Origin of the sequence: Roseateles sp., assembly GCF_036404855.1 — a bacterium.
Lineage (GTDB): Bacteria > Pseudomonadota > Gammaproteobacteria > Burkholderiales > Burkholderiaceae_C > Pelomonas.
The window spans coordinates 24,389-41,733 of sequence record NZ_DASWYS010000223.1 but is presented as its reverse complement, the minus strand read 5'-3'; the positions used below and the strand labels follow the sequence as shown (position 1 = coordinate 41,733).

Here is a 17,345-nt window from a genome sequence, read left to right as displayed (position 1 = left end):
GGGCCTCATCACGACGCGACTCACGGGCCTCGGTTTCGAGGTGGGCGTGTTCGTCGGCCTGGGCGGTGTGCTGGTCTGCTCCTTCCTCGGCGGCATGCGCGCGGTCACGTGGACGCAGGTGGCCCAGTACATCATCATGATCCTGGCCTACCTGGTGCCGGTCATCTGGCTGAGCGTCAAGCAGACGGGCTGGCCGTTGCCCCAGTTGGTCTATGGTCAGCAGCTTCATCAACTGGCCGAGCGCGAGCGCGAGCTGATCCGGGACCCGGGCGAACTGCAGGTGCGTGCCATCCACCAGCAGCGTGCCGATGCCGCGTCGGCGCGCCTGGCCGACGTGCCCAAGGCGCTGGCTGACGAGCAGGCGAGGGCGGCTGCGAGCGTGGCCGCGCTGAAGGCGGCGAATGCGCCGCTGGCCCAGATCCAGGTGGCCGAGAAGCAGCGTGCGTCGCTGCCGCGCACCTCTGCCGAGGCCGAAGAACGCTGGCGGCGCGAACAGGCCGCCGAAGCCCAGCAGGCCCAGCCGTTGTCGGGATTGGTGTCGCACACCCAGCCGTTCGCAGGCAACCCGGACGGCAGTCCGGCCGAGCGGGAGCAGGCCAGCGAGGCTCGGCGCAACTTCCTCGCGCTGGCCCTGTGCCTGATGGTGGGCACGGCCGGCCTGCCGCATCTGCTGACGCGCTACTACACGACCGCCTCGGTCGCGGCGGCCCGCGAGTCGGTCGCATGGTCGCTGGTCTTCATCTGCCTGCTGTACCTGACGGCGCCGGCCCTGGCCGTGATGGTCAAGACCGAGGTCTTCAACGGCCTTGTCGGCACATCCTTCGAGCAACTGCCGGCCTGGATTCGCCAGTGGCAGCGGGTCGATCCGGCGCTGCTGTCCGCCGTGGACCTGAACGGCGACGGCCGGCTTCAGCTGGGCGAGCTGCGGCTGCATCCGGATCTCGTCATGCTGGTGATGCCGGAGCTGGGCGGGTTGCCCTACGTCATCTCGGGCATGGTGGCCGCTGGCGGGCTGGCAGCGGCCCTGTCCACGGCCGACGGGCTGCTGCTGGCCATCTCCAGCGCGCTTTCCCACGATCTCTACTACAAGGCCATCAATCCGGAGGCCTCGCGCACGCGGCGCGTCACACTGTCAAAGGCCTTGCTGCTGGCGGCGGCGCTGACGGCCGCCGCCGTCGCATCGAGCCGCCCGGCGGACATCCTGGCCGTCGTCACTGCGGCCTTTTCCATCTCCGGTTCCACCTTTTTCCCGGCGCTGGTGGCCGGCGTATTCTGGCGCCGTGCCAATCGTGCCGGCGCACTGGCCGGCATGCTGACCGGGCTGGGCGTCTGCCTAGTCTACCTCGTCATCGCCCACCCGGGACTCAGGGCCCTGACCGGCCTGCCGGGACCGGTCTCCATGATCTGGGGCATACAGCCAGCGGCGGCCGGGCTGTTCGGCGTGCCGGCCGGGGCGCTGGCGCTGGTGCTGGTCAGCCTGGTGACGGCGGCGCCGAGTCCGCGGCAGCGCGACTTCGTCGACGCGCTGCGCAGCCCCGACCAGCCCTGAGTCGGGCCGGATTTGGCAGATCGGCCTTCCCAGGCTAGAATCCCGGGTTCCCCCTTGCCGCAACCACGTGTCGACGCCGTGGAGCGGCTTCCACAGCACGGCAACCCTGCCGGGCTGGAATCCACAAGGAGTACACATGCGTCACTACGAAATCGTTCTGCTGATCCATCCGGATCAAAGCGAACAGGTTCCGGCCATGCTGGAGCGCTACAAGGGCCTGATCACCGCCGGCGGCGGTGTCGTGCACCGGGTCGAGGACTGGGGCCGTCGCCAGATGGCTTACCTGATCCAGAAGCTCGCCAAGGCCCACTACCTGTGCCTGAACATCGAGTGCAGCAAGGAAGTTCTGGCTGAGCTCGAAACCGGCTTCCGCTTCAACGACGCCGTGCTGCGCCACCTCACCGTGGTCCAGGACAAGGCCATCACGACCCCCTCGGTCATGATGAAGGCCGTCGAGCGCGAAGAAGCCCGCAAGGCGCCGCAGCAAGAAGCGGCCTGAGCGCAGGTCATCGCTAAAGAACCAGGTTTTTCGAGCAGCGTGCCTCCCGCGTGAACCAGCTTCACCTGCAGGCACAGATCCAGCAACTCGGACAAATTCGCTACACCCCTGCCGGGATGATGGCCCTGGACGCCGCCCTCAAGGCCGAGTCCGAAGTCGTCGAAGCCGGCAAGCCGCGCAAGGTCTCCCTGGAGATCAAGGCGGTCGCGGTGGGCGAGGTGGCCAAGCAGTTGCAGGCGCTGGGAGTCGGTGGCGTCGCGATCTTTCGCGGCTTCCTGACCCACCAGCGCAACGGCCGGGGCTTCATCGCCCACGTCACCGTGATCGAGCCCGCTGCCGCGGAACCTGGAAGTTATTGAATCCGGATAGATTTAACAGAGGTCCACTATGCCCCCGCCCCGTGGTAAAGGTCGCTTCTCCAAGGACAAGAAGCCCAAGCGCAACCAACAGTCGCTGCTGTTCCGTCGCAAGCGTTTCTGCCGCTTCACCGTCGCCGGTGTCGAGCAGATCGACTACAAGGACATCGACACGCTGCGCGATTTCATCTCCGAGAACGGCAAGATCACGCCCGCTCGCCTGACCGGCACGCGTGCCTTCTTCCAGCGTCAGCTGACGGTTGCCATCAAGCGCGCGCGCTTCCTGGCCCTGCTGCCGTACAGCGACCAGCACAAGGTCTAAGGAGCTGACGACATGCAAGTGATCCTGCTCGAAAAAGTGGCCAACCTCGGCAACCTTGGCGACGTCGTCAAGGTCAAGGACGGTTATGCCCGCAACTTCCTGATCCCGACCAAGCAAGCGCGCCGCGCGACCGAGGCTGCGATCAAGGAATTCGAAGCCCGCCGTGCCGAGCTCGAGAAGGCTGCCGCCGAGAAGCTGGCTGCCGCCCAGAAGCTGGGTGAAGCCCTTGCCGGCAAGACCGTGCGCATCGCCCAGAAGGCCGGTGTGGACGGCCGCCTGTTCGGCTCGGTGACGAACGCCGACATCGCCGACGCGCTGACCAAGATGGGCTCGTCCATCGCCAAGTCGCAAGTGCGTCTGCCCAACGGTCCGCTGAAGACCGTCGGCGAGTTCCCGGTGAACGTCGTTGCCCACACGGACGTGGTCGTCGAGGTCAACGTTCAAGTGGTTGCAGAAGCCGAGTAAAAGCGGCTTGCGCTGCGGCCTCGAAGGCCGCAACATGCAACGAAGGCCGAGGCCCGCAGGGGTTTCGGCCTTCTGTCTTTTCGGGGCGTGTTTTCCCGCGCGCTCCACCGGTTGCTACCAATCCGTTCACAGCTTTATCCACAGGCATGTCCGCGATCTTTCCCGCTTCCTCCGCTGCTTCCCAAGACGACGAGGTCGCGCGACTGCGCGTGCCGCCGCACTCGGTCGAGGCTGAGCAGAGCGTGCTCGGTGGCCTGCTGATCGACAACTCGGCCTGGGACAAGGCCGCCGACCTGCTGACCGAGAGCGACTTCTACCGTTTCGAGCACAAACATGTGTTCGCGGCCATCGGCAAGCTCGTCAACGCCGGCAAGCCGGCCGACGTGGTGACGGTCTTCGACGAGCTGACATCGCTGGGACGTGCCGAGGAGTGTGGCGGGCTGGCCTACCTGAACGCGCTGGCGCAGAGCGTGCCCAGCGCGGCCAACCTGCGCCGCTACTCCGAGATCGTTCGAGAGCGCGCGATCCTGCGCAAGCTCGTGGCGACGTCCGACGAGATAGCCACTGCCGCGATGAACCCGCAGGGGAAGGCCGTCACGCAGATCCTGGACGAGGCTGAGGGCAAGATCTTCAAGATCGGCGAGGAAGGCTCTCGCAGCCAGCAGGGCTTCCAGAGCATGGACCGCCTGGTCATCGCGCTCATCGACCGCGTCAACGAACTGGCCGAGGCCGGCCATCAGGACGTGACCGGCGTGCGCACCGGCTTCTACGACCTCGACAAGCAAACGGCCGGCCTGCAGCCCGGTGACCTCATCGTGCTGGCCGCGCGCCCCTCCATGGGCAAGACCGCGTTTGCGGTCAACATCGCCGAGAACGTGGCCATCAACGAGGGCCTGCCCGTTGTCATCTACTCGATGGAAATGGGCGCCGCCCAACTGGCGCTGCGGATGGTGGGTTCCATCGGCCGCATCGATCAGAGCCACTTGCGTACCGGTCAGCTCAAGGACGACGAATGGGGCCGGCTGTCCGAAGCCGTCGACAAGCTCGGCAAGGCCAGCATCTTCATTGACGAGAGTCCAGGCCTGTCCCCCTCGGAAGTACGGGCTCGCGCGCGCCGCCAGGCCCGCATTTGCGGCCAGCTCGGGCTCATCGTCATCGACTACCTGCAGCTGATGACGGGTAACGGCGGCGGCAGTGAGGAGAATCGCGCGACGGTGCTGGGCGAGATCTCACGCGGCCTGAAGGCGCTCGCCAAGGAGCTGAAGTGCCCCGTCATCGCGCTGTCGCAGTTGAACCGCTCGGTGGAACAGCGGCCCGACAAGCGCCCGATGATGTCCGACCTGCGCGAGTCCGGCGCCATCGAGCAGGACGCGGACATCATCATGTTCATCTACCGCGACGAGTACTACACCAAGGACGAGTGCAAGGAACCGGGCGTGGCGGAGATCATCATCGCCAAGCAGCGTAACGGACCGGTGGGGACCGTGAAGCTGGCCTTCCAGCGCATGCACACCAAGTTCGAGAACCTCGCTCCTGGATACGTGGGCGTGGAGCGGGACGAGTACTAGCCCGGCGCCGGGGGGCCGCGGGGGAGGCCTGGGTCAGGCCTTTGCCTCGGCGGGCATGGAAATCGCCGGCTTGATGAGCGCTTGCGGCAGCATGGCGATCGCGTCTGGCGCGCAGGCTTGTTCGAGCTGAATCAATGGCGCGTGTCGGCCGTGGATGCGGTGTTACCCACCGGCACCACGACCTTCAGATGCGCGGCAGGAGAACCCGGCGCGGCTCAGTGAGCCGTCTTGCGCCCTTGCAGCCTGGAGGCCATGCCCGCACATCCGAACGCCTCGAAGCGGTCCGCGCACAGGTCGCGTGCTGCGACCAGGGCCGCGCTCAGGAAGCGCCGGGGGTCGAATTCATCGGGTTTATGTGCCATTGCGCGCCGCATCGCACCGGTCATCGCCAGGCGGATGTCGGTGTCGATGTTGATCTTGCGCACGCCATGGCGTATGCCCTCCTGGATCTCCTCCACCGGTACGCCGTAGGTCTCCTTGATGTCGCCGCCATGCTCGCGGATGACGGCCAGCCATTCCTGTGGCACCGACGAGGACCCATGCATGACGAGGTGGGTGTTCGGGATGCGCGCATGGATCTGCTTGATGCGGTCGATGGCGAGGATGTCACCGGTCGGCTTGCGACTGAACTTGTAGGCACCGTGCGAGGTGCCAATGGCGATGGCCAGCGCGTCCACGCCCGTCTTCGCGACGAAGTCTGCAGCCTGTTCGGGGTCCGTCAGCATCTGCTCGTGCGTCAGTACGCCCTCGGCGCCCACGCCGTCCTCTTCGCCGGCAGTGCCGGATTCCAGCGAGCCCAGGCAGCCCAGTTCACCCTCTACCGAGACGCCCACCGCATGGGCCATCTCGACGACGCGGCGCGTGACGTCTACGTTGTAGTCGTAGCTCGCCGGCGTCTTGGCATCCTCCAACAGCGAACCGTCCATCATCACGCTGGTAAAGCCCGAACGGATGGACTGCATGCACACGGCGGGGCTGGCGCCGTGGTCTTGATGCAGCACGATGGGGAGCTCCGGGTACATCTCCGCTGCGGCCTCCACCATCTTGCGCAGGAAGGGCTCGCCAGCGTACTTGCGTGCGCCAGCCGAGGCCTGCAGGATGACGGGGCTGTCGGTCTTCTGCGCGGCCTGCATGATGGCCTGGATCTGTTCCAGGTTGTTGACGTTGAAGGCGGGTACGCCGTAATGGTGCTCGGCGGCATGGTCGAGCAGCTGGCGCAGGGAAATCATGGCCATGGGTAACTCCTGTCGGGTTTGAAATCAATGGGCGCGGTCTTCGAGGGCGCGCACGGCAGGCAGGGTCTTGCCTTCCAGGAACTCTAGGAAGGCGCCGCCGGCGGTGGATACGTAGTCGATGCCCGCGGCCACGTCGAACTGGTTGATGGCGGCGACCGTGTCGCCGCCCCCGGCGATCGAGAAGGCGGGGGCCCCGGCGATGGCCGTGGCCAGCATGCGGGTGCCGTGGGAGAACTTCTCGATCTCGAACACGCCCAGTGGACCGTTCCAGACGATGGTCTTGCAGGCGTGCAGCTCGTCGACGAGGCGGCGCATGGACTGCGGACCAAAGTCGAGGATGAGATCGTTGCCAGCCACGTCGGTCACGGCCTTGATGGCGGGCAGGGCGGTCTCGGAGACCTCGTCGGCCACCACCACGTCGGTGGGCAGGAAGAGGTGCGCACCGCGGGCCTTCAGCGTGGCCATCACCTCGCGGGCGGCATCCACCATGGTGGGCTCGCAAAGAGACTTGCCGATGGGTTGGCCAGAGGCCAGCAGGAACGTGTTGGCCATGCCGCCGCCTACAACCAGCAGCTCCACCCGCTGCGCCAGTGCGTTGAGGATGGCCAGCTTGGTCGACACCTTTGAGCCGCCGACGATCGCCGCCATGGGGCGCTCCGGCGCGGCCAGCGCGCGGCCCAGCGCCAGCAACTCCGACGCCATCAGCGGGCCGGCGCAGGCCTCACGGGCCAGCCGTGCCAGCGCCTCGGTCGTGGCCTCGGCGCGGTGCGCCGTGCCGAAGGCGTCGTTCACGTAGACGTCGCACAGCGCCGCCATTCGGTGGGCCAGCTCGGGCGAGTTGCCCTTCTCGCCGGCATGTGCGCGGCAGTTCTCCAGCATCACCACGCTGCCTGGCGGGACGTCGAAGGGCGTCTCCAGCCAGTCTTCGACCAGCGGCACCGGCACGCCCAGCAGCTCTGACAGGCGCCGCGCCACGGGTCGCAGCGAGTCGCGGGCCTCGAGCGCGCCTTCGCTAGGGCGCCCCAGATGCGATGTCACCATGACCCGCGCGCCCTGTTGCATCGCGTGGCGTATGCCTTCGAGGCTGGCGCGGATGCGGGTGTCGTCGGCGATCCGTCCCGCTGCGTCCAGCGGCACGTTCAGGTCGCAGCGGATGAAAACGCGCTGGCCGCGCAGGTTGATCTGATCCAGAGTCTTGAAAGCCATGTCGTCGCCCCTCAGGCGCGGGACATGGCGAGCGCCGTGTCGAGCATGCGGTTGGAGAAGCCCCACTCGTTGTCGTACCAGGCACAGACTTTGACGAGGCGGCCGCCGGCCACCTTGGTGCAAGTGGCGTCGAACACGCTGGAACGGGCGTCGTGGTTGAAGTCGACAGACACCAGCGGCTCGTCGCTCCAGCCCAGGATGCCAGCGAGAGGGCCTGCAGCCGCGGCTGAACGCACCAGCCCGTTGACCTCCTCCACCGTGGTGTCACGCTGTGCGGTGAACACCAGGTCCACCATTGACACGTTGATCGTCGGCACTCGCACCGCGAAGCCGTCCAACCGGCCGGCGAGCTCGGGCAGCACCAGACCCACGGCTGCCGCAGCGCCCGTTTTGGTGGGGATCATGGACTGCGTGGCCGAGCGGGCGCGGCGCAGGTCCTCGTGGTAGACGTCGGTCAGCACCTGGTCGTTGGTGTAGCTGTGGACGGTGGTCATCAGCCCATGCGCGATGCCGAGTCCGGCGTGCAGTACCTGGGCCACCGGTGCCAGGCAGTTTGTGGTGCATGAGGCGTTGGAGACGACGGTGTCCCCAGCCCGCAGCACGCCGTGATTGACGCCGTAGACGATGGTGGCATCCACGTCGGCACCGCCCGGTGCGCTGATCAGCACCTTCTTCGCTCCCGCGGCGAGATGGGCGCCAGCCTTGGCCTTGCTCGTGAACAAGCCTGTGCATTCCATGACGACGTCGACGTCCATGGCCTTCCACGGCAGCTCGGCGGGGTTGCGGATGGAGGTGACACGGATGCGCCTGTCGTTCACGACCAGGTGGTCGCCATCAACGGCAACGGGAAAGCCGAAGCGGCCGTGCGTGGTGTCGTTGCGGGTCAGGTGGGCGTTGATGCGGGCATCGCCCAGGTCGTTGATGGCGACGATCTCCAGGTCGTCGGTGCGCTGTGATTCGAACAGTGCGCGAAGTACGTTCCGGCCGATGCGGCCATAGCCGTTGATGGCGATGCGGGTGGTCAAGGGATGTCTCTCGTGTGGAGTGATGGGGATTCAGGCGGCGGAGCGCAGCAGTGCCCGGGCGCGGGTCGCGACGGCATCGGCGGTGATGCCGAACAGCTGGAACAGGTCGCCTGCCGGTGCCGATTCGCCGAAGCGGTCGATGCCGACGACGTCACCGTCTTCGCCGACGTACCTCCACCACAGGCCGGTGCTGCCGGCCTCGATGGCCAGACGCGGGAGATGGCGCGGTATGACGTCGCGGCGCCAACTGGCGTCCTGCCGCTCGAACACGTCCAGGCAGGGCACCGACACGACGCGGGCAGGGATGCCGGCCTCGGCGAGCTGCGCTGCCGCAGCCAGTGCCACGCCAACCTCGGAGCCGCTCGCCATCAGCGCCAGTTGCTCACCGGCCGGGCGGCGCAGCACATACGCGCCCCGAGCGATATCGTCCTGGCGCGAGCGACCGTCGCCAGCATGCGGCAGCGCCTGGCGCGTCAGCAGCAGGCAGCTCGGGCCGTCCGCGCGCCGCAGCGACTCGCGCCAGGCCACGGCGGTCTCGGTGGCGTCCGCCGGGCGCCACACGTCCAGGCCCGGGATCAGCCGCAGGCTGGAGGCGTGCTCCACCGGCTGATGGGTGGGGCCGTCCTCGCCCAGGCCGATGGAGTCGTGGGTGTAGACATGGACGACCGGCAGCTTCATCAGCGCCGACATGCGCACGCTGTTGCGGGCGTAGTCGGAGAACGCGAGGAAGGTGCCCCCGAAGGGGCGGTAGCCGCCGTGCAGCATGGCGCCATTCATGATGGCGGCCATGCCGAACTCGCGCACGCCGTAGTGCACGTGGTTGCCGGTGCTGGCGCCCTTGAGCGGTCGGTGCCCCCGCCAGTCGGTGAGGTTGGAGCCGGTGAGGTCCGCCGAGCCGCCTAGCAGTTCAGGCATGGCGGGCGCGACTTCCTGCAGCACGTCCTGCGACGCCTTGCGTGTGGCGATGGCGGCCGCCCTGGCCTCGGCCTTGTCGCAGGCCAGCCTCAGCGCCTCTTCGGTCTGCGCCGTCAGCGGCGCGCCGCGATCATGGCGGCGCAGCAGTTCTCGGGCCAGATCCGGGTAGGCGAGGGCGTACTCGGCGAAGCGCTGCCGCCATGCGCCGCTGAGGATCGCGCCGCGCTCGCTTGCGGACCAGGCAGCCCGCACGTCCTCCGGGACCTCGAAGGGCGGGGCCGTCCAGCCCAGCGCTGCACGCGTCAGCGCGATCTCGTCATGCCCCAGCGCTTCGCCATGAACCTTGGCCGTGCCGGCGCGGTTGGGCGAGCCTTTGCCGATGGTCGTGCGGCAGCAGATCAGCACGGGCCTGTCGGCGCGGTGGGCCTGGGTGATGGCGCGGTCCAGCGCGTCGAAGTCATGGCCGTCGACCTCGCGAAGGACCTTCCAGCCGTAGGCCTCGAAACGCCCGGGCGTGTCGTCGCCGAACCAGCCCTTCACGTCACCATCGATGGAGATGCCGTTGTCATCGTAGAAGGCGATGAGCTTGCTGAGTTGCCACGTGCCGGCCAGGGAGCAGGCCTCGTGGCTGATGCCTTCCATGAGGCAGCCATCGCCCAGAAAGGCGTAGGTGCGATGGTCGACCACGACATGGCCCGGGCGGTTGAACTCGTCGGCCAGCAGCTTCTCGGCCAGCGCCATGCCCACCGCGTTCGCGATGCCCTGGCCCAGCGGCCCGGTCGTCGTCTCGACGCCCGGCGTCATTCCCAGCTCGGGGTGGCCGGGCGTGCGGGAATGCAGCTGGCGGAAGCGCTTCAATTCGTCCATGGGCAGGTCGTAGCCGCTCAGGTGCAGCAACGCGTAGAGCAGCATGGAGCCGTGGCCGTTGGAGAGCACGAAGCGGTCGCGGTCCAGCCAGGCCGGGTCGGACGGGTCGTGGCGCAGGTGGTGGCGCCACAGCGCCTCGGCGATGTCGGCCATGCCCATGGGCATGCCGGGGTGGCCGGAGTTGGCGGCCTGCACAGCGTCGATGGCGAGCATGCGCAGCGCGTTGGCGCAAGCGGCGCGGGAGCCCTGGCTGAAGGTGTTCTTCATGCCTGACCTCATGCCGCGGCCAGCAGGTTGCGACGGCGCTCCACCAGCCGAAGAATCATCGGCGTGAAGATCAGCTGCATGGCCAGCTCCATCTTCCCGCCAGGCACCACCAGGGTGTTGGCGCGCGACATCCACGAATCGTGCAGCATGCTCAGCAGATAGGGAAAGTCGAAGCCGCGCGGGTTGGCGAAGCGGATCACCACCAGGCTTTCGTCGGCAGTAGGAATGGTGCGGGCGATGAAGGGGTCGGAGGTATCCACCACCGGCACGCGCTGGAAGTTGATGTGCGTGCGCGTGAACTGCGGGCAGATGTAGTGCACGTACTCGTGCATGCGGCGCAGGATCACGTCGGTCACAGCCTCGGTGGAGTAGCCGCGCGTGCTGCGATCACGGTGGATCTTTTGAATCCACTCGAGGTTGATGACGGGAACGACGCCGATCAACAGGTCTACGAAGCGCGCCACGTCGACTTTGTCGGTCGTCACGCCGCCATGCAGGCCTTCGTAGAACAGCAGGTCGCTGGCCGGCAGCGGCTCCCAAGGGGTGAAGGTGCCGGGCGGCTGCTGGTAGGGTTTCGCCTCCTCGTCGTTGTGCAGGTACTTGCGGCTTTGGCCACTGCCGGTTTCGCCATAGCTGCGGAACAGCTCTTGCAGTTCGCCGAACAGGTTGGCGCTCTCGCCGAAGTGGCTGAAGTGCGGGTTGTCCTGCTGCTCGGCCTCCGCCATCGCGACCTTCATGGCCTGGCGGTCGTATCGGTGGAAGCTGTCACCCTCGATGATGGCCGCCGCCACGTCTTCGCGGCGGAAGATGTTCTCGAAGGTGCGCGTCACTGACGTGGTGCCTGCACCGGACGAGCCGGTGATGGCGATGATGGGATGCTTGGCGGACATGGGGTTCCCCGTTCGTTTTCGGATGCGTTTGGGCCGGCGCCGCGAGAGCGCCCGTGCAGTGGGTGATGCGCGCTCAGGCGTTGGCGGCAAACAGGCCGCGTTTGCCGAACAGCGGCGAGTCGTAGCTCTGGCCAGGCTCCTCGGCGTGGTACTTCTCGATGCGCGCCACTTCCTCTGACGAACCGAAGACGAAGCCGATGCGCTGGTGCAGCCCTTCTGGCTTCACGTCCATCAGCCGGCTGCGGCCGGTGCTGGCGCGGCCACCGGCCTGTTCGATCAGGAAGGAGATGGGACAGGCCTCGTAGAGCAGCCGAAGGCGGCCGGCGCGGGTCGGGTCTTTGGTGTCACGCGGGTAGAGGAAGACGCCGCCGCGCATGAGGATGCGGTGTGTCTCCGCCACCAGCGATGCGATCCAACGCATGTTGAAGTCGTGCCCGCGCGGGCCGGCCTTGCCTGCGGTGCACTCGTCCACGTAGCGCTTGACGGCCGGTTCCCAGAAGCGGCTGTTGGACGCGTTGATCGCGAACTCGCGGGTCTTCTCCGGCACCTGCAGGTCGCGGTGGCTGAGCACCCATTCGCCCAGCTGCGGGTCCAGCGTGAAGGCATGCGTGCCGCGGCCCAGCGTCAGCACCAGCATGGTGGACGGGCCATAGATTGCGTAGCCGGCGCAGACCTGGGTGCTGCCAGGCTGCAGAAAGTCTTCCGGCTGCGGATCCTCACCGGGCGTTTGAGCGCGTAGCACCGAGAAGATGCTGCCCACCGACACATTGACGTCAATGTTGGACGAGCCGTCCAGCGGGTCGAACAGCAGCAGGTACTTGCCTCGCGGATGCTGAGGTGGCAGCGCATAGTGCGCTTCCATTTCCTCGGACAACATGCCAGCGACGTGACCGCCCCATTCGCTGGCCCGCAGGAACATGTCGTTGGCCAGCACGTCCAGCGTCTTCTGGTCCTCGCCCTGCACGTTGTCCGTTCCGGCGCTGCCCAGAACGTCGGCCAGTGCGCCATAGGCGACCTTGCGCGCGATGGCCTTGCAGGCCAGCGAAACGTCGGTGATCAGCGCGTTCAGGTCGCCGGTGGCATCGGGGTGTCGGCGTCGCTCCTCGATGAGGAACTGGGTGAGGGTGGAACGTCCTCCGGTGGGCATCGCGGTCTCCTGTTTCTCAGTGAATCGGTGCGTGGCGCGGCGCCATCTCGGGCGGTCGCAGGCGGGCGATCAGCACGCGAGGGGCGTCGAGCCGCCAGAGGTCGGCAGCGAAGACTGCGGGTGCCTCGCCATAGCCCCAGCTCGCCCAGGCCGCGCGGCAGCCAGCGGCGCGCGCCGCATGTAGGTCGTGCGGGCCGTCGCCGACCATCAGCAGTTCAGCCGTCGGCACGTCCAGCCTCTGCGCCGCCTGCTGGATCAGCAGCGGCGACGGCTTGCGCTGCGCCGCGGTGTCGGCGCCGTGGACGGTCGTGAAATGGCCTAGCAGTCCCGCGGCATCCAGCACGGCCCGTGCCAGCGGCGTCGGCTTGTTGGTCACTACCGCGAGCGGGTAGACGTCTGACAGTTCCAGCAGCAACCCCGTCACGTCGGGGTAGGGCTCTCCCTGGGCCGACGGGTCCTCCAGCGTCGTGCGGTCGAAGACCTCACGCAACCGTGCGGCCAGCATGGCCGGCTCGGCGTTGCCGAGGCGCGAGGCCGCCAGTGCGCGCTGGATCAAGGCGTCCGGCCCGTCGCCTATCCAGCTGCGCACGATGGGCAGCTCGAACCCGGCCAAGCCGACCGAGGCCAGCGCCGCGTTCAGCGCAAGGGCCACGCCCGCAGCGCTGTCGATCAATGTGCCGTCCAGGTCGAAGGCGATGGCCGTGATGGGCACGCTCATGGCCGGCTACCTTCTGCTTCGCCGCGCAGCGCGGTGATGCTGCGGCGGTAGTCGCCGCCCGTGAACACGGCCGATCCGGCCACCACGGTGTCGGCGCCGGCGGCAACGACGCGGCGGATGTTGCGCGCGTTCACGCCGCCGTCGACCTCCAGCCAGATGTCGCGTCCGGTGGCGTCGATGCGCCTGCGCAGCAGCTCGATCTTGGGCAGCGTGCTTTCGATGAAGGCCTGGCCGCCGAAGCCGGGGTTTACCGACATCAGCAGCACGATGTCCAGCCGGTCCATGACATGGTCGATCACGTGCAGCGGCGTGGCTGGATTCAGGACCAGGCCTGCCTTCATGCCCAGCGATCGGATCAACTGCAAGCTGCGGTCCACGTGCAGGCTGGCCTCGGGATGGAAGGTGATGAGGTCGGCACCGGCTTCCGCGAACATGGGGATCAGCGCGTCCACCGGGGACACCATCAGGTGCACGTCGATGGGGACCGGCCGGCCATCGGCCGTCCGGCAATGAGGCTTGATGGCTTGGCACACCATGGGACCCACCGTCAGGTTGGGCACGTAGTGGTTGTCCATCACGTCGAAGTGAATGAGATCAGCACCGGCTTCGATGACGGCGCGGACCTCCTCGCCCAGCCGAGAGAAGTCGGCGGACAGCAGGCTGGGCGCGATGCGCAGCGGGCGCGGGGTGGCAGTTGCGTTCATGACGGGAGGCCTCGGTACAGGGCCTGGACGGCGTTGAGGGGTGGGGGCGGGCTGGCGAGCGCGCACAGTTCATCGAAGCGCAGCCAGCCGGCCGTCTTCAGCAGGCAGCCGGGCTCGCCGTGCAGAGGAGCCTGCGGTTCGCCCAGATGAGGCAGCACCAGGCCGGCGGCGGCGAAGTCGCCGCCCTGGGTCCAGAAGGTTGGTGTCACCAACGTCCACAGGCCGGCGCCGGTGGCGGCGCGCAGACCGTTGACGGAGTCCTCCAGCGCAAGTGCCTGCTCGGGCTGCAGGCCCAACGTGGCCAGCGCGAGCTTGTAGATGTCGGGTGCGGGTTTCTTGGCACGCACCTGGTCACCACAGGCGATCACGGCGAACAGGTCCAGTCCACGCGGCCCCAGCGTGGCCGTCAGCAGCGCATGGATATTGGCCGCCGTGGTGGTGCTGGCGATGGCCAGCCGGCAGCCTTGGTCCTGTGCCTCGCCGATGAGCCGGGCGATGCCTTCCCGCAGCGGCACGCCGCCGTCCTGGACGACCGCGGTGTAAAAGCGCGTCTTGTCGGCGTGCAGCACGGGCACCAGGCCCATCAGGCGCCGCCGCTCCGGGGCGGACGTCGGCAGCAGATCGATGTAGCTGGCGATGCGCTCCTTGCCGCCGGTCACCTCGAGCAACTGACGGTAGTCAGCGCGGCTCCAGACCCAGCCGAGGCGATGGCGCTCGAAGGCGAGGTTGAAAGCCACCCGGTGGGCCTCTTCGGTGTCTGCCAGCGTGCCGTCGACGTCGAAGATCAGCGCTTCAGTCGCCATGGCTGACCTCCATTGCGCCGAACACGCGGCTGGCGAGCACGTCCTCGGCCTGCAGCGTGCAGAGCTGTTCCCGCGTCAGGACCGCGTCGGCCGTGAACAGGCGCGTTGCATGGCGCAGGCGGATGCGATCCAGCGCGTTGCGGATGGAGCGTGCGTTGGCGAAGTGGGGCTGTTGCCGGCGCAGGCCGACGTAGCGCGCGAAGGCGGGCGAGGCTGCGTCGTCGAAGCGGTAGTTGAGCTGCTGCAACATGAGCTGCGCGATCTGCATCAGTTCGGGCTCGCTGTAGTCCGGGAAGTCGATGTGATGTGCGATGCGCGAGGCCATGCCCGGGTTGCTGGAGAAAAACGTATCCATCCGATCGCGGTAGCCGGCAAGGATGACGACCAGGTCATCGCGGTGGTTCTCCATCACCTGCAGCAGGATCTCGATGGACTCCTGTCCATAGTCGCGCTCGTTCTCCGGCTTGTAGAGGTAGTAGGCCTCGTCGATGAACAGCACGCCGCCCATGGCCTTCTTGACGATCTCGCGGGTCTTGGGCGCCGTGTGGCCGATGAACTGGCCGACAAGGTCGTCGCGCGTCACGGCCACCAGGTGGCCCTTGCGCACGTAGCCCAGTTGCTTGAGCACGGCCGCCATGCGCAGCGCCACCGTTGTCTTGCCAGTGCCGGGGTTGCCGGTGAAGCACATGTGCAGCGAAGGCGGCGTGGACTGCAGGCCCTGCTCGGCGCGCAGCTTGTCGATGAGCAGCAGCGCGGCGATATCGCGTATGCGCCCCTTGACCGGCGCGAGGCCGATCAGCTCGCGGTCGAGCTGGTCCAACACCTCGCGCACGCCCGAGGCTTCGAGCAGCGCGGAGGGCGTGGCGGCCAGGGGGGGCTGCACGGCGCTCATGTCGGCGGCCTCAGTAGCGCTGGCCTTCGGCCGAGCGTTGCACCGCGTAGCTCTCGGTGGCGTAGCGCAGCGTGCGGCCCGGCTCTTCGGCGCGGATCAGCCGGAAGCCCGGTTCGACCTTGGGTCGGTTGACGATGAAGGACAGCACGACGGACTCGGTGCCGTGCGTGGAGTCGAACGCCGAGAGTCGGATGTACTGGCCGGGGAAGCTCTCGCGGCAGACCTTCAGTTCGAGCATTACGCCGGCCGCATCGCCGATGTCGAACATCGGGTTGCCGAACATTTCCCAATAGGTGTTGCGCGGATGCGGGTCGTCGGTGTACTCAATGCCGACGGCCCAGCCCCTGGCGAGGCAGTAGTCGATCTGCTTGACGATCTGCGCGTCGCTCAGGTCGGGGAGGAAGGAGAAGGTGCCTTGGGTGATTCGCATGGTGGTCTCGCTCGTGTTCAGGCCACGGAAGGCGTGGTCACGTAGTCCGACGTGTCGGTCGACGTGTAGTTGAAGGTGATGTCGCCCCAGGTCTCGAGGGCCGCGGCCAGCGGGCTGCACCAGCGGGCGGCCTCGCGCAGGATCTGCGGGCCTTCGGCTCCGATGTCCCGGCCCTCGTTGCGGGCCAGCACCATGGCCTCCAGCGCGACGCGGTTGGCGGTGGCGCCGGCCTGGATGCCTTGCGGATGGCCGATGGTGCCGCCCCCGAACTGCAGGACGACGTCGTCGCCGAAGAGGTCGATGAGCTGGTGCATCTGGCCGGCATGGATGCCGCCGGATGCGACAGGCATGACCTTCTTGATCGCGCCCCAGTCCTGGTCGAAGTAGATGCCCCGGGGCAGATCGACGGCCGTCTGCGTGTCGCGGCAGATGTTGTAGTAGCCCTGCACGGTCAGCGGGTCGCCCTCGAGCTTGCCGACTGCCGTTCCGGCGTGGATGTGGTCCACGCCCACGAGCCGCATCCACTTTGCGATGACGCGGAAGCTGACGCCGTGGTTCTTCTGGCGCGTGTACGTGCCGTGGCCTGCGCGGTGCAGGTGCAGGATCATGTCGTTCTGGCGGCACCAGTGGCTCAGGCTCTGGATGCCGGTGTAGCCCACGACCAGGTCGACCATGATGATCACGGAGCCCAGCGACTTGGCGAACTCGGCGCGGCGGTACATCTCCTCCATCGTGCCGGCCGTCACATTGAGATAGCTGCCCTTGACCTCGCCTGTGGCGGCGCTGGCCTTGTTGACGGCGTCCATGACGAACAGGAAGCGGTCACGCCAGTGCATGAAGGGCTGCGAGTTGATGTTCTCGTCGTCCTTCATGAAGTCCAGGCCACCCTTGAGGCCTTCGTAGACGACGCGGCCGTAGTTGCGACCCGACAGGCCCAGCTTGGGCTTGGTCGTCGCGCCCAGCAGCGGACGACCGAACTTGTCCAGGCGCTCGCGCTCGACGACGATGCCCGTCGGCGGGCCGGCAAAGGTCTTCACGTAGGCGACTGGGAACTTCATGTCCTCCAGCCGGGCGGCCTTCAGCGGCTTGAAGCTGAACACGTTGCCGATGACGGAGGCGGCGACATTGGTGATGGAACCCTCCTCGAACAGGCTGAGGTCGTAGGCGACGTAGCAGAAGTACTGGCCCGGGTTGTTGGGCACCGGGTCGACGCGGTAGGCCTTGGCGCGGTACATGTCGCAGGCGGTCAGGCGATCCGTCCAGACCACCGTCCAGGTGGCGGTGCTGGATTCGCCGGCCACGGCGGCGGCAGCCTCGATGGGGTCCACGCCGTCCTGCGGTGTGATGCGGAACAGCGCCAGGATGTCGGTCTCCTTGGGCACGTAGTCCGCGTCCCAGTAGCCCATCTGGGCGTACTTCAGCACGCCGGCTGAATAGCGCTTCTTGGCGTCGGTGATTTGCGTGGCTTCTGACATGTTGCCCATGGG

18 protein-coding genes are annotated in these 17,345 nt (G+C 67.4%); 6 read left to right on the top strand and 12 right to left on the bottom strand.

Translation table 11 applies throughout. The features are described from left to right. From VGF12_RS15015 to dnaB, 6 genes are all read left to right on the top strand, one after another. A partial coding sequence (locus VGF12_RS15015; RefSeq protein WP_331176847.1) for a VC_2705 family sodium/solute symporter occupies nucleotides 1-1,549 on the top strand: 1,549 nt, incomplete at its 5' end. Between the two features lie 136 nt (nucleotides 1,550-1,685). Next, nucleotides 1,686-2,048, top strand: coding sequence for a 30S ribosomal protein S6 (rpsF, locus tag VGF12_RS15010; RefSeq protein ID WP_088481805.1), 363 nt, complete (start codon nucleotides 1,686-1,688; stop codon nucleotides 2,046-2,048). 50 nt (nucleotides 2,049-2,098) lie between these two features. After that, on the top strand, nucleotides 2,099-2,407 hold the full coding sequence (gene priB, locus VGF12_RS15005; RefSeq protein WP_331176846.1) for a primosomal replication protein N: 309 nt from the start codon (nucleotides 2,099-2,101) through the stop codon (nucleotides 2,405-2,407). Nucleotides 2,408-2,435: 28 nt separating this feature from the next. Next, nucleotides 2,436-2,726 carry a 30S ribosomal protein S18 gene (gene rpsR, locus VGF12_RS15000; protein ID WP_331176845.1) on the top strand — a complete coding sequence of 97 codons (291 nt, stop codon included), beginning with the start codon at nucleotides 2,436-2,438 and terminating at the stop codon, nucleotides 2,724-2,726. 12 nt (nucleotides 2,727-2,738) lie between these two features. Then, on the top strand, nucleotides 2,739-3,191 hold the full coding sequence (gene rplI, locus VGF12_RS14995) for a 50S ribosomal protein L9 (RefSeq protein ID WP_331176844.1): 453 nt from the start codon (nucleotides 2,739-2,741) through the stop codon (nucleotides 3,189-3,191). A 146-nt stretch (nucleotides 3,192-3,337) separates the two neighbouring features. Continuing rightward, nucleotides 3,338-4,759, top strand: a complete 1,422-nt coding sequence (dnaB, locus tag VGF12_RS14990) for a replicative DNA helicase (RefSeq protein WP_331176843.1) — start codon at nucleotides 3,338-3,340, stop codon at nucleotides 4,757-4,759. Between the two features lie 215 nt (nucleotides 4,760-4,974). Here dnaB and fba read toward each other — a convergent pair whose 3' ends face one another. From fba to VGF12_RS14930, 12 genes are all read right to left on the bottom strand, one after another. Next, complete coding sequence (gene fba / locus VGF12_RS14985) at nucleotides 4,975-5,994, bottom strand: class II fructose-bisphosphate aldolase (protein ID WP_331176842.1); 1,020 nt, start codon at nucleotides 5,992-5,994, stop codon at nucleotides 4,975-4,977. A 24-nt stretch (nucleotides 5,995-6,018) separates the two neighbouring features. Further along, the gene (locus VGF12_RS14980; RefSeq protein ID WP_331176841.1) at nucleotides 6,019-7,200 is read right to left on the bottom strand and encodes a phosphoglycerate kinase; all 1,182 of its coding nucleotides are present in this window, start codon (nucleotides 7,198-7,200) and stop codon (nucleotides 6,019-6,021) included. A gap of 11 nt (nucleotides 7,201-7,211) precedes the next feature. Further along, nucleotides 7,212-8,225 carry a type I glyceraldehyde-3-phosphate dehydrogenase gene (gene gap, locus VGF12_RS14975; protein ID WP_331176840.1) on the bottom strand — a complete coding sequence of 338 codons (1,014 nt, stop codon included), beginning with the start codon at nucleotides 8,223-8,225 and terminating at the stop codon, nucleotides 7,212-7,214. Between the two features lie 30 nt (nucleotides 8,226-8,255). Next, nucleotides 8,256-10,274: a transketolase gene (gene tkt / locus VGF12_RS14970; RefSeq protein ID WP_331176839.1), complete on the bottom strand. Its 2,019-nt coding sequence runs from the start codon at nucleotides 10,272-10,274 to the stop codon at nucleotides 8,256-8,258. Between the two features lie 8 nt (nucleotides 10,275-10,282). Next, the gene (locus VGF12_RS14965) at nucleotides 10,283-11,164 is read right to left on the bottom strand and encodes a phosphoribulokinase (protein WP_331176838.1); all 882 of its coding nucleotides are present in this window, start codon (nucleotides 11,162-11,164) and stop codon (nucleotides 10,283-10,285) included. 73 nt (nucleotides 11,165-11,237) lie between these two features. Next, nucleotides 11,238-12,311, bottom strand: a complete 1,074-nt coding sequence (locus VGF12_RS14960; protein WP_331176837.1) for a class 1 fructose-bisphosphatase — start codon at nucleotides 12,309-12,311, stop codon at nucleotides 11,238-11,240. Between the two features lie 16 nt (nucleotides 12,312-12,327). Next, nucleotides 12,328-13,029, bottom strand: coding sequence for an HAD-IA family hydrolase (locus tag VGF12_RS14955; RefSeq protein ID WP_331176836.1), 702 nt, complete (start codon nucleotides 13,027-13,029; stop codon nucleotides 12,328-12,330). Continuing rightward, nucleotides 13,026-13,733, bottom strand: a complete 708-nt coding sequence (gene rpe, locus VGF12_RS14950) for a ribulose-phosphate 3-epimerase (protein ID WP_331176835.1) — start codon at nucleotides 13,731-13,733, stop codon at nucleotides 13,026-13,028. The genes VGF12_RS14955 and rpe overlap by 4 nt, the downstream gene beginning before the upstream one ends. Further along, the gene (locus VGF12_RS14945; RefSeq protein ID WP_331176834.1) at nucleotides 13,730-14,536 is read right to left on the bottom strand and encodes an HAD-IA family hydrolase; all 807 of its coding nucleotides are present in this window, start codon (nucleotides 14,534-14,536) and stop codon (nucleotides 13,730-13,732) included. The genes rpe and VGF12_RS14945 overlap by 4 nt, the downstream gene beginning before the upstream one ends. Beyond that, nucleotides 14,526-15,428: a CbbX protein gene (cbbX, locus tag VGF12_RS14940; RefSeq protein WP_331176833.1), complete on the bottom strand. Its 903-nt coding sequence runs from the start codon at nucleotides 15,426-15,428 to the stop codon at nucleotides 14,526-14,528. The genes VGF12_RS14945 and cbbX overlap by 11 nt, the downstream gene beginning before the upstream one ends. Before the next feature lie 10 nt (nucleotides 15,429-15,438). Then, complete coding sequence (locus VGF12_RS14935) at nucleotides 15,439-15,858, bottom strand: ribulose bisphosphate carboxylase small subunit (RefSeq protein WP_331176832.1); 420 nt, start codon at nucleotides 15,856-15,858, stop codon at nucleotides 15,439-15,441. A 17-nt stretch (nucleotides 15,859-15,875) separates the two neighbouring features. After that, nucleotides 15,876-17,333, bottom strand: coding sequence for a form I ribulose bisphosphate carboxylase large subunit (locus VGF12_RS14930; protein ID WP_331176850.1), 1,458 nt, complete (start codon nucleotides 17,331-17,333; stop codon nucleotides 15,876-15,878). Nucleotides 17,334-17,345 lie beyond the last annotated feature (12 nt).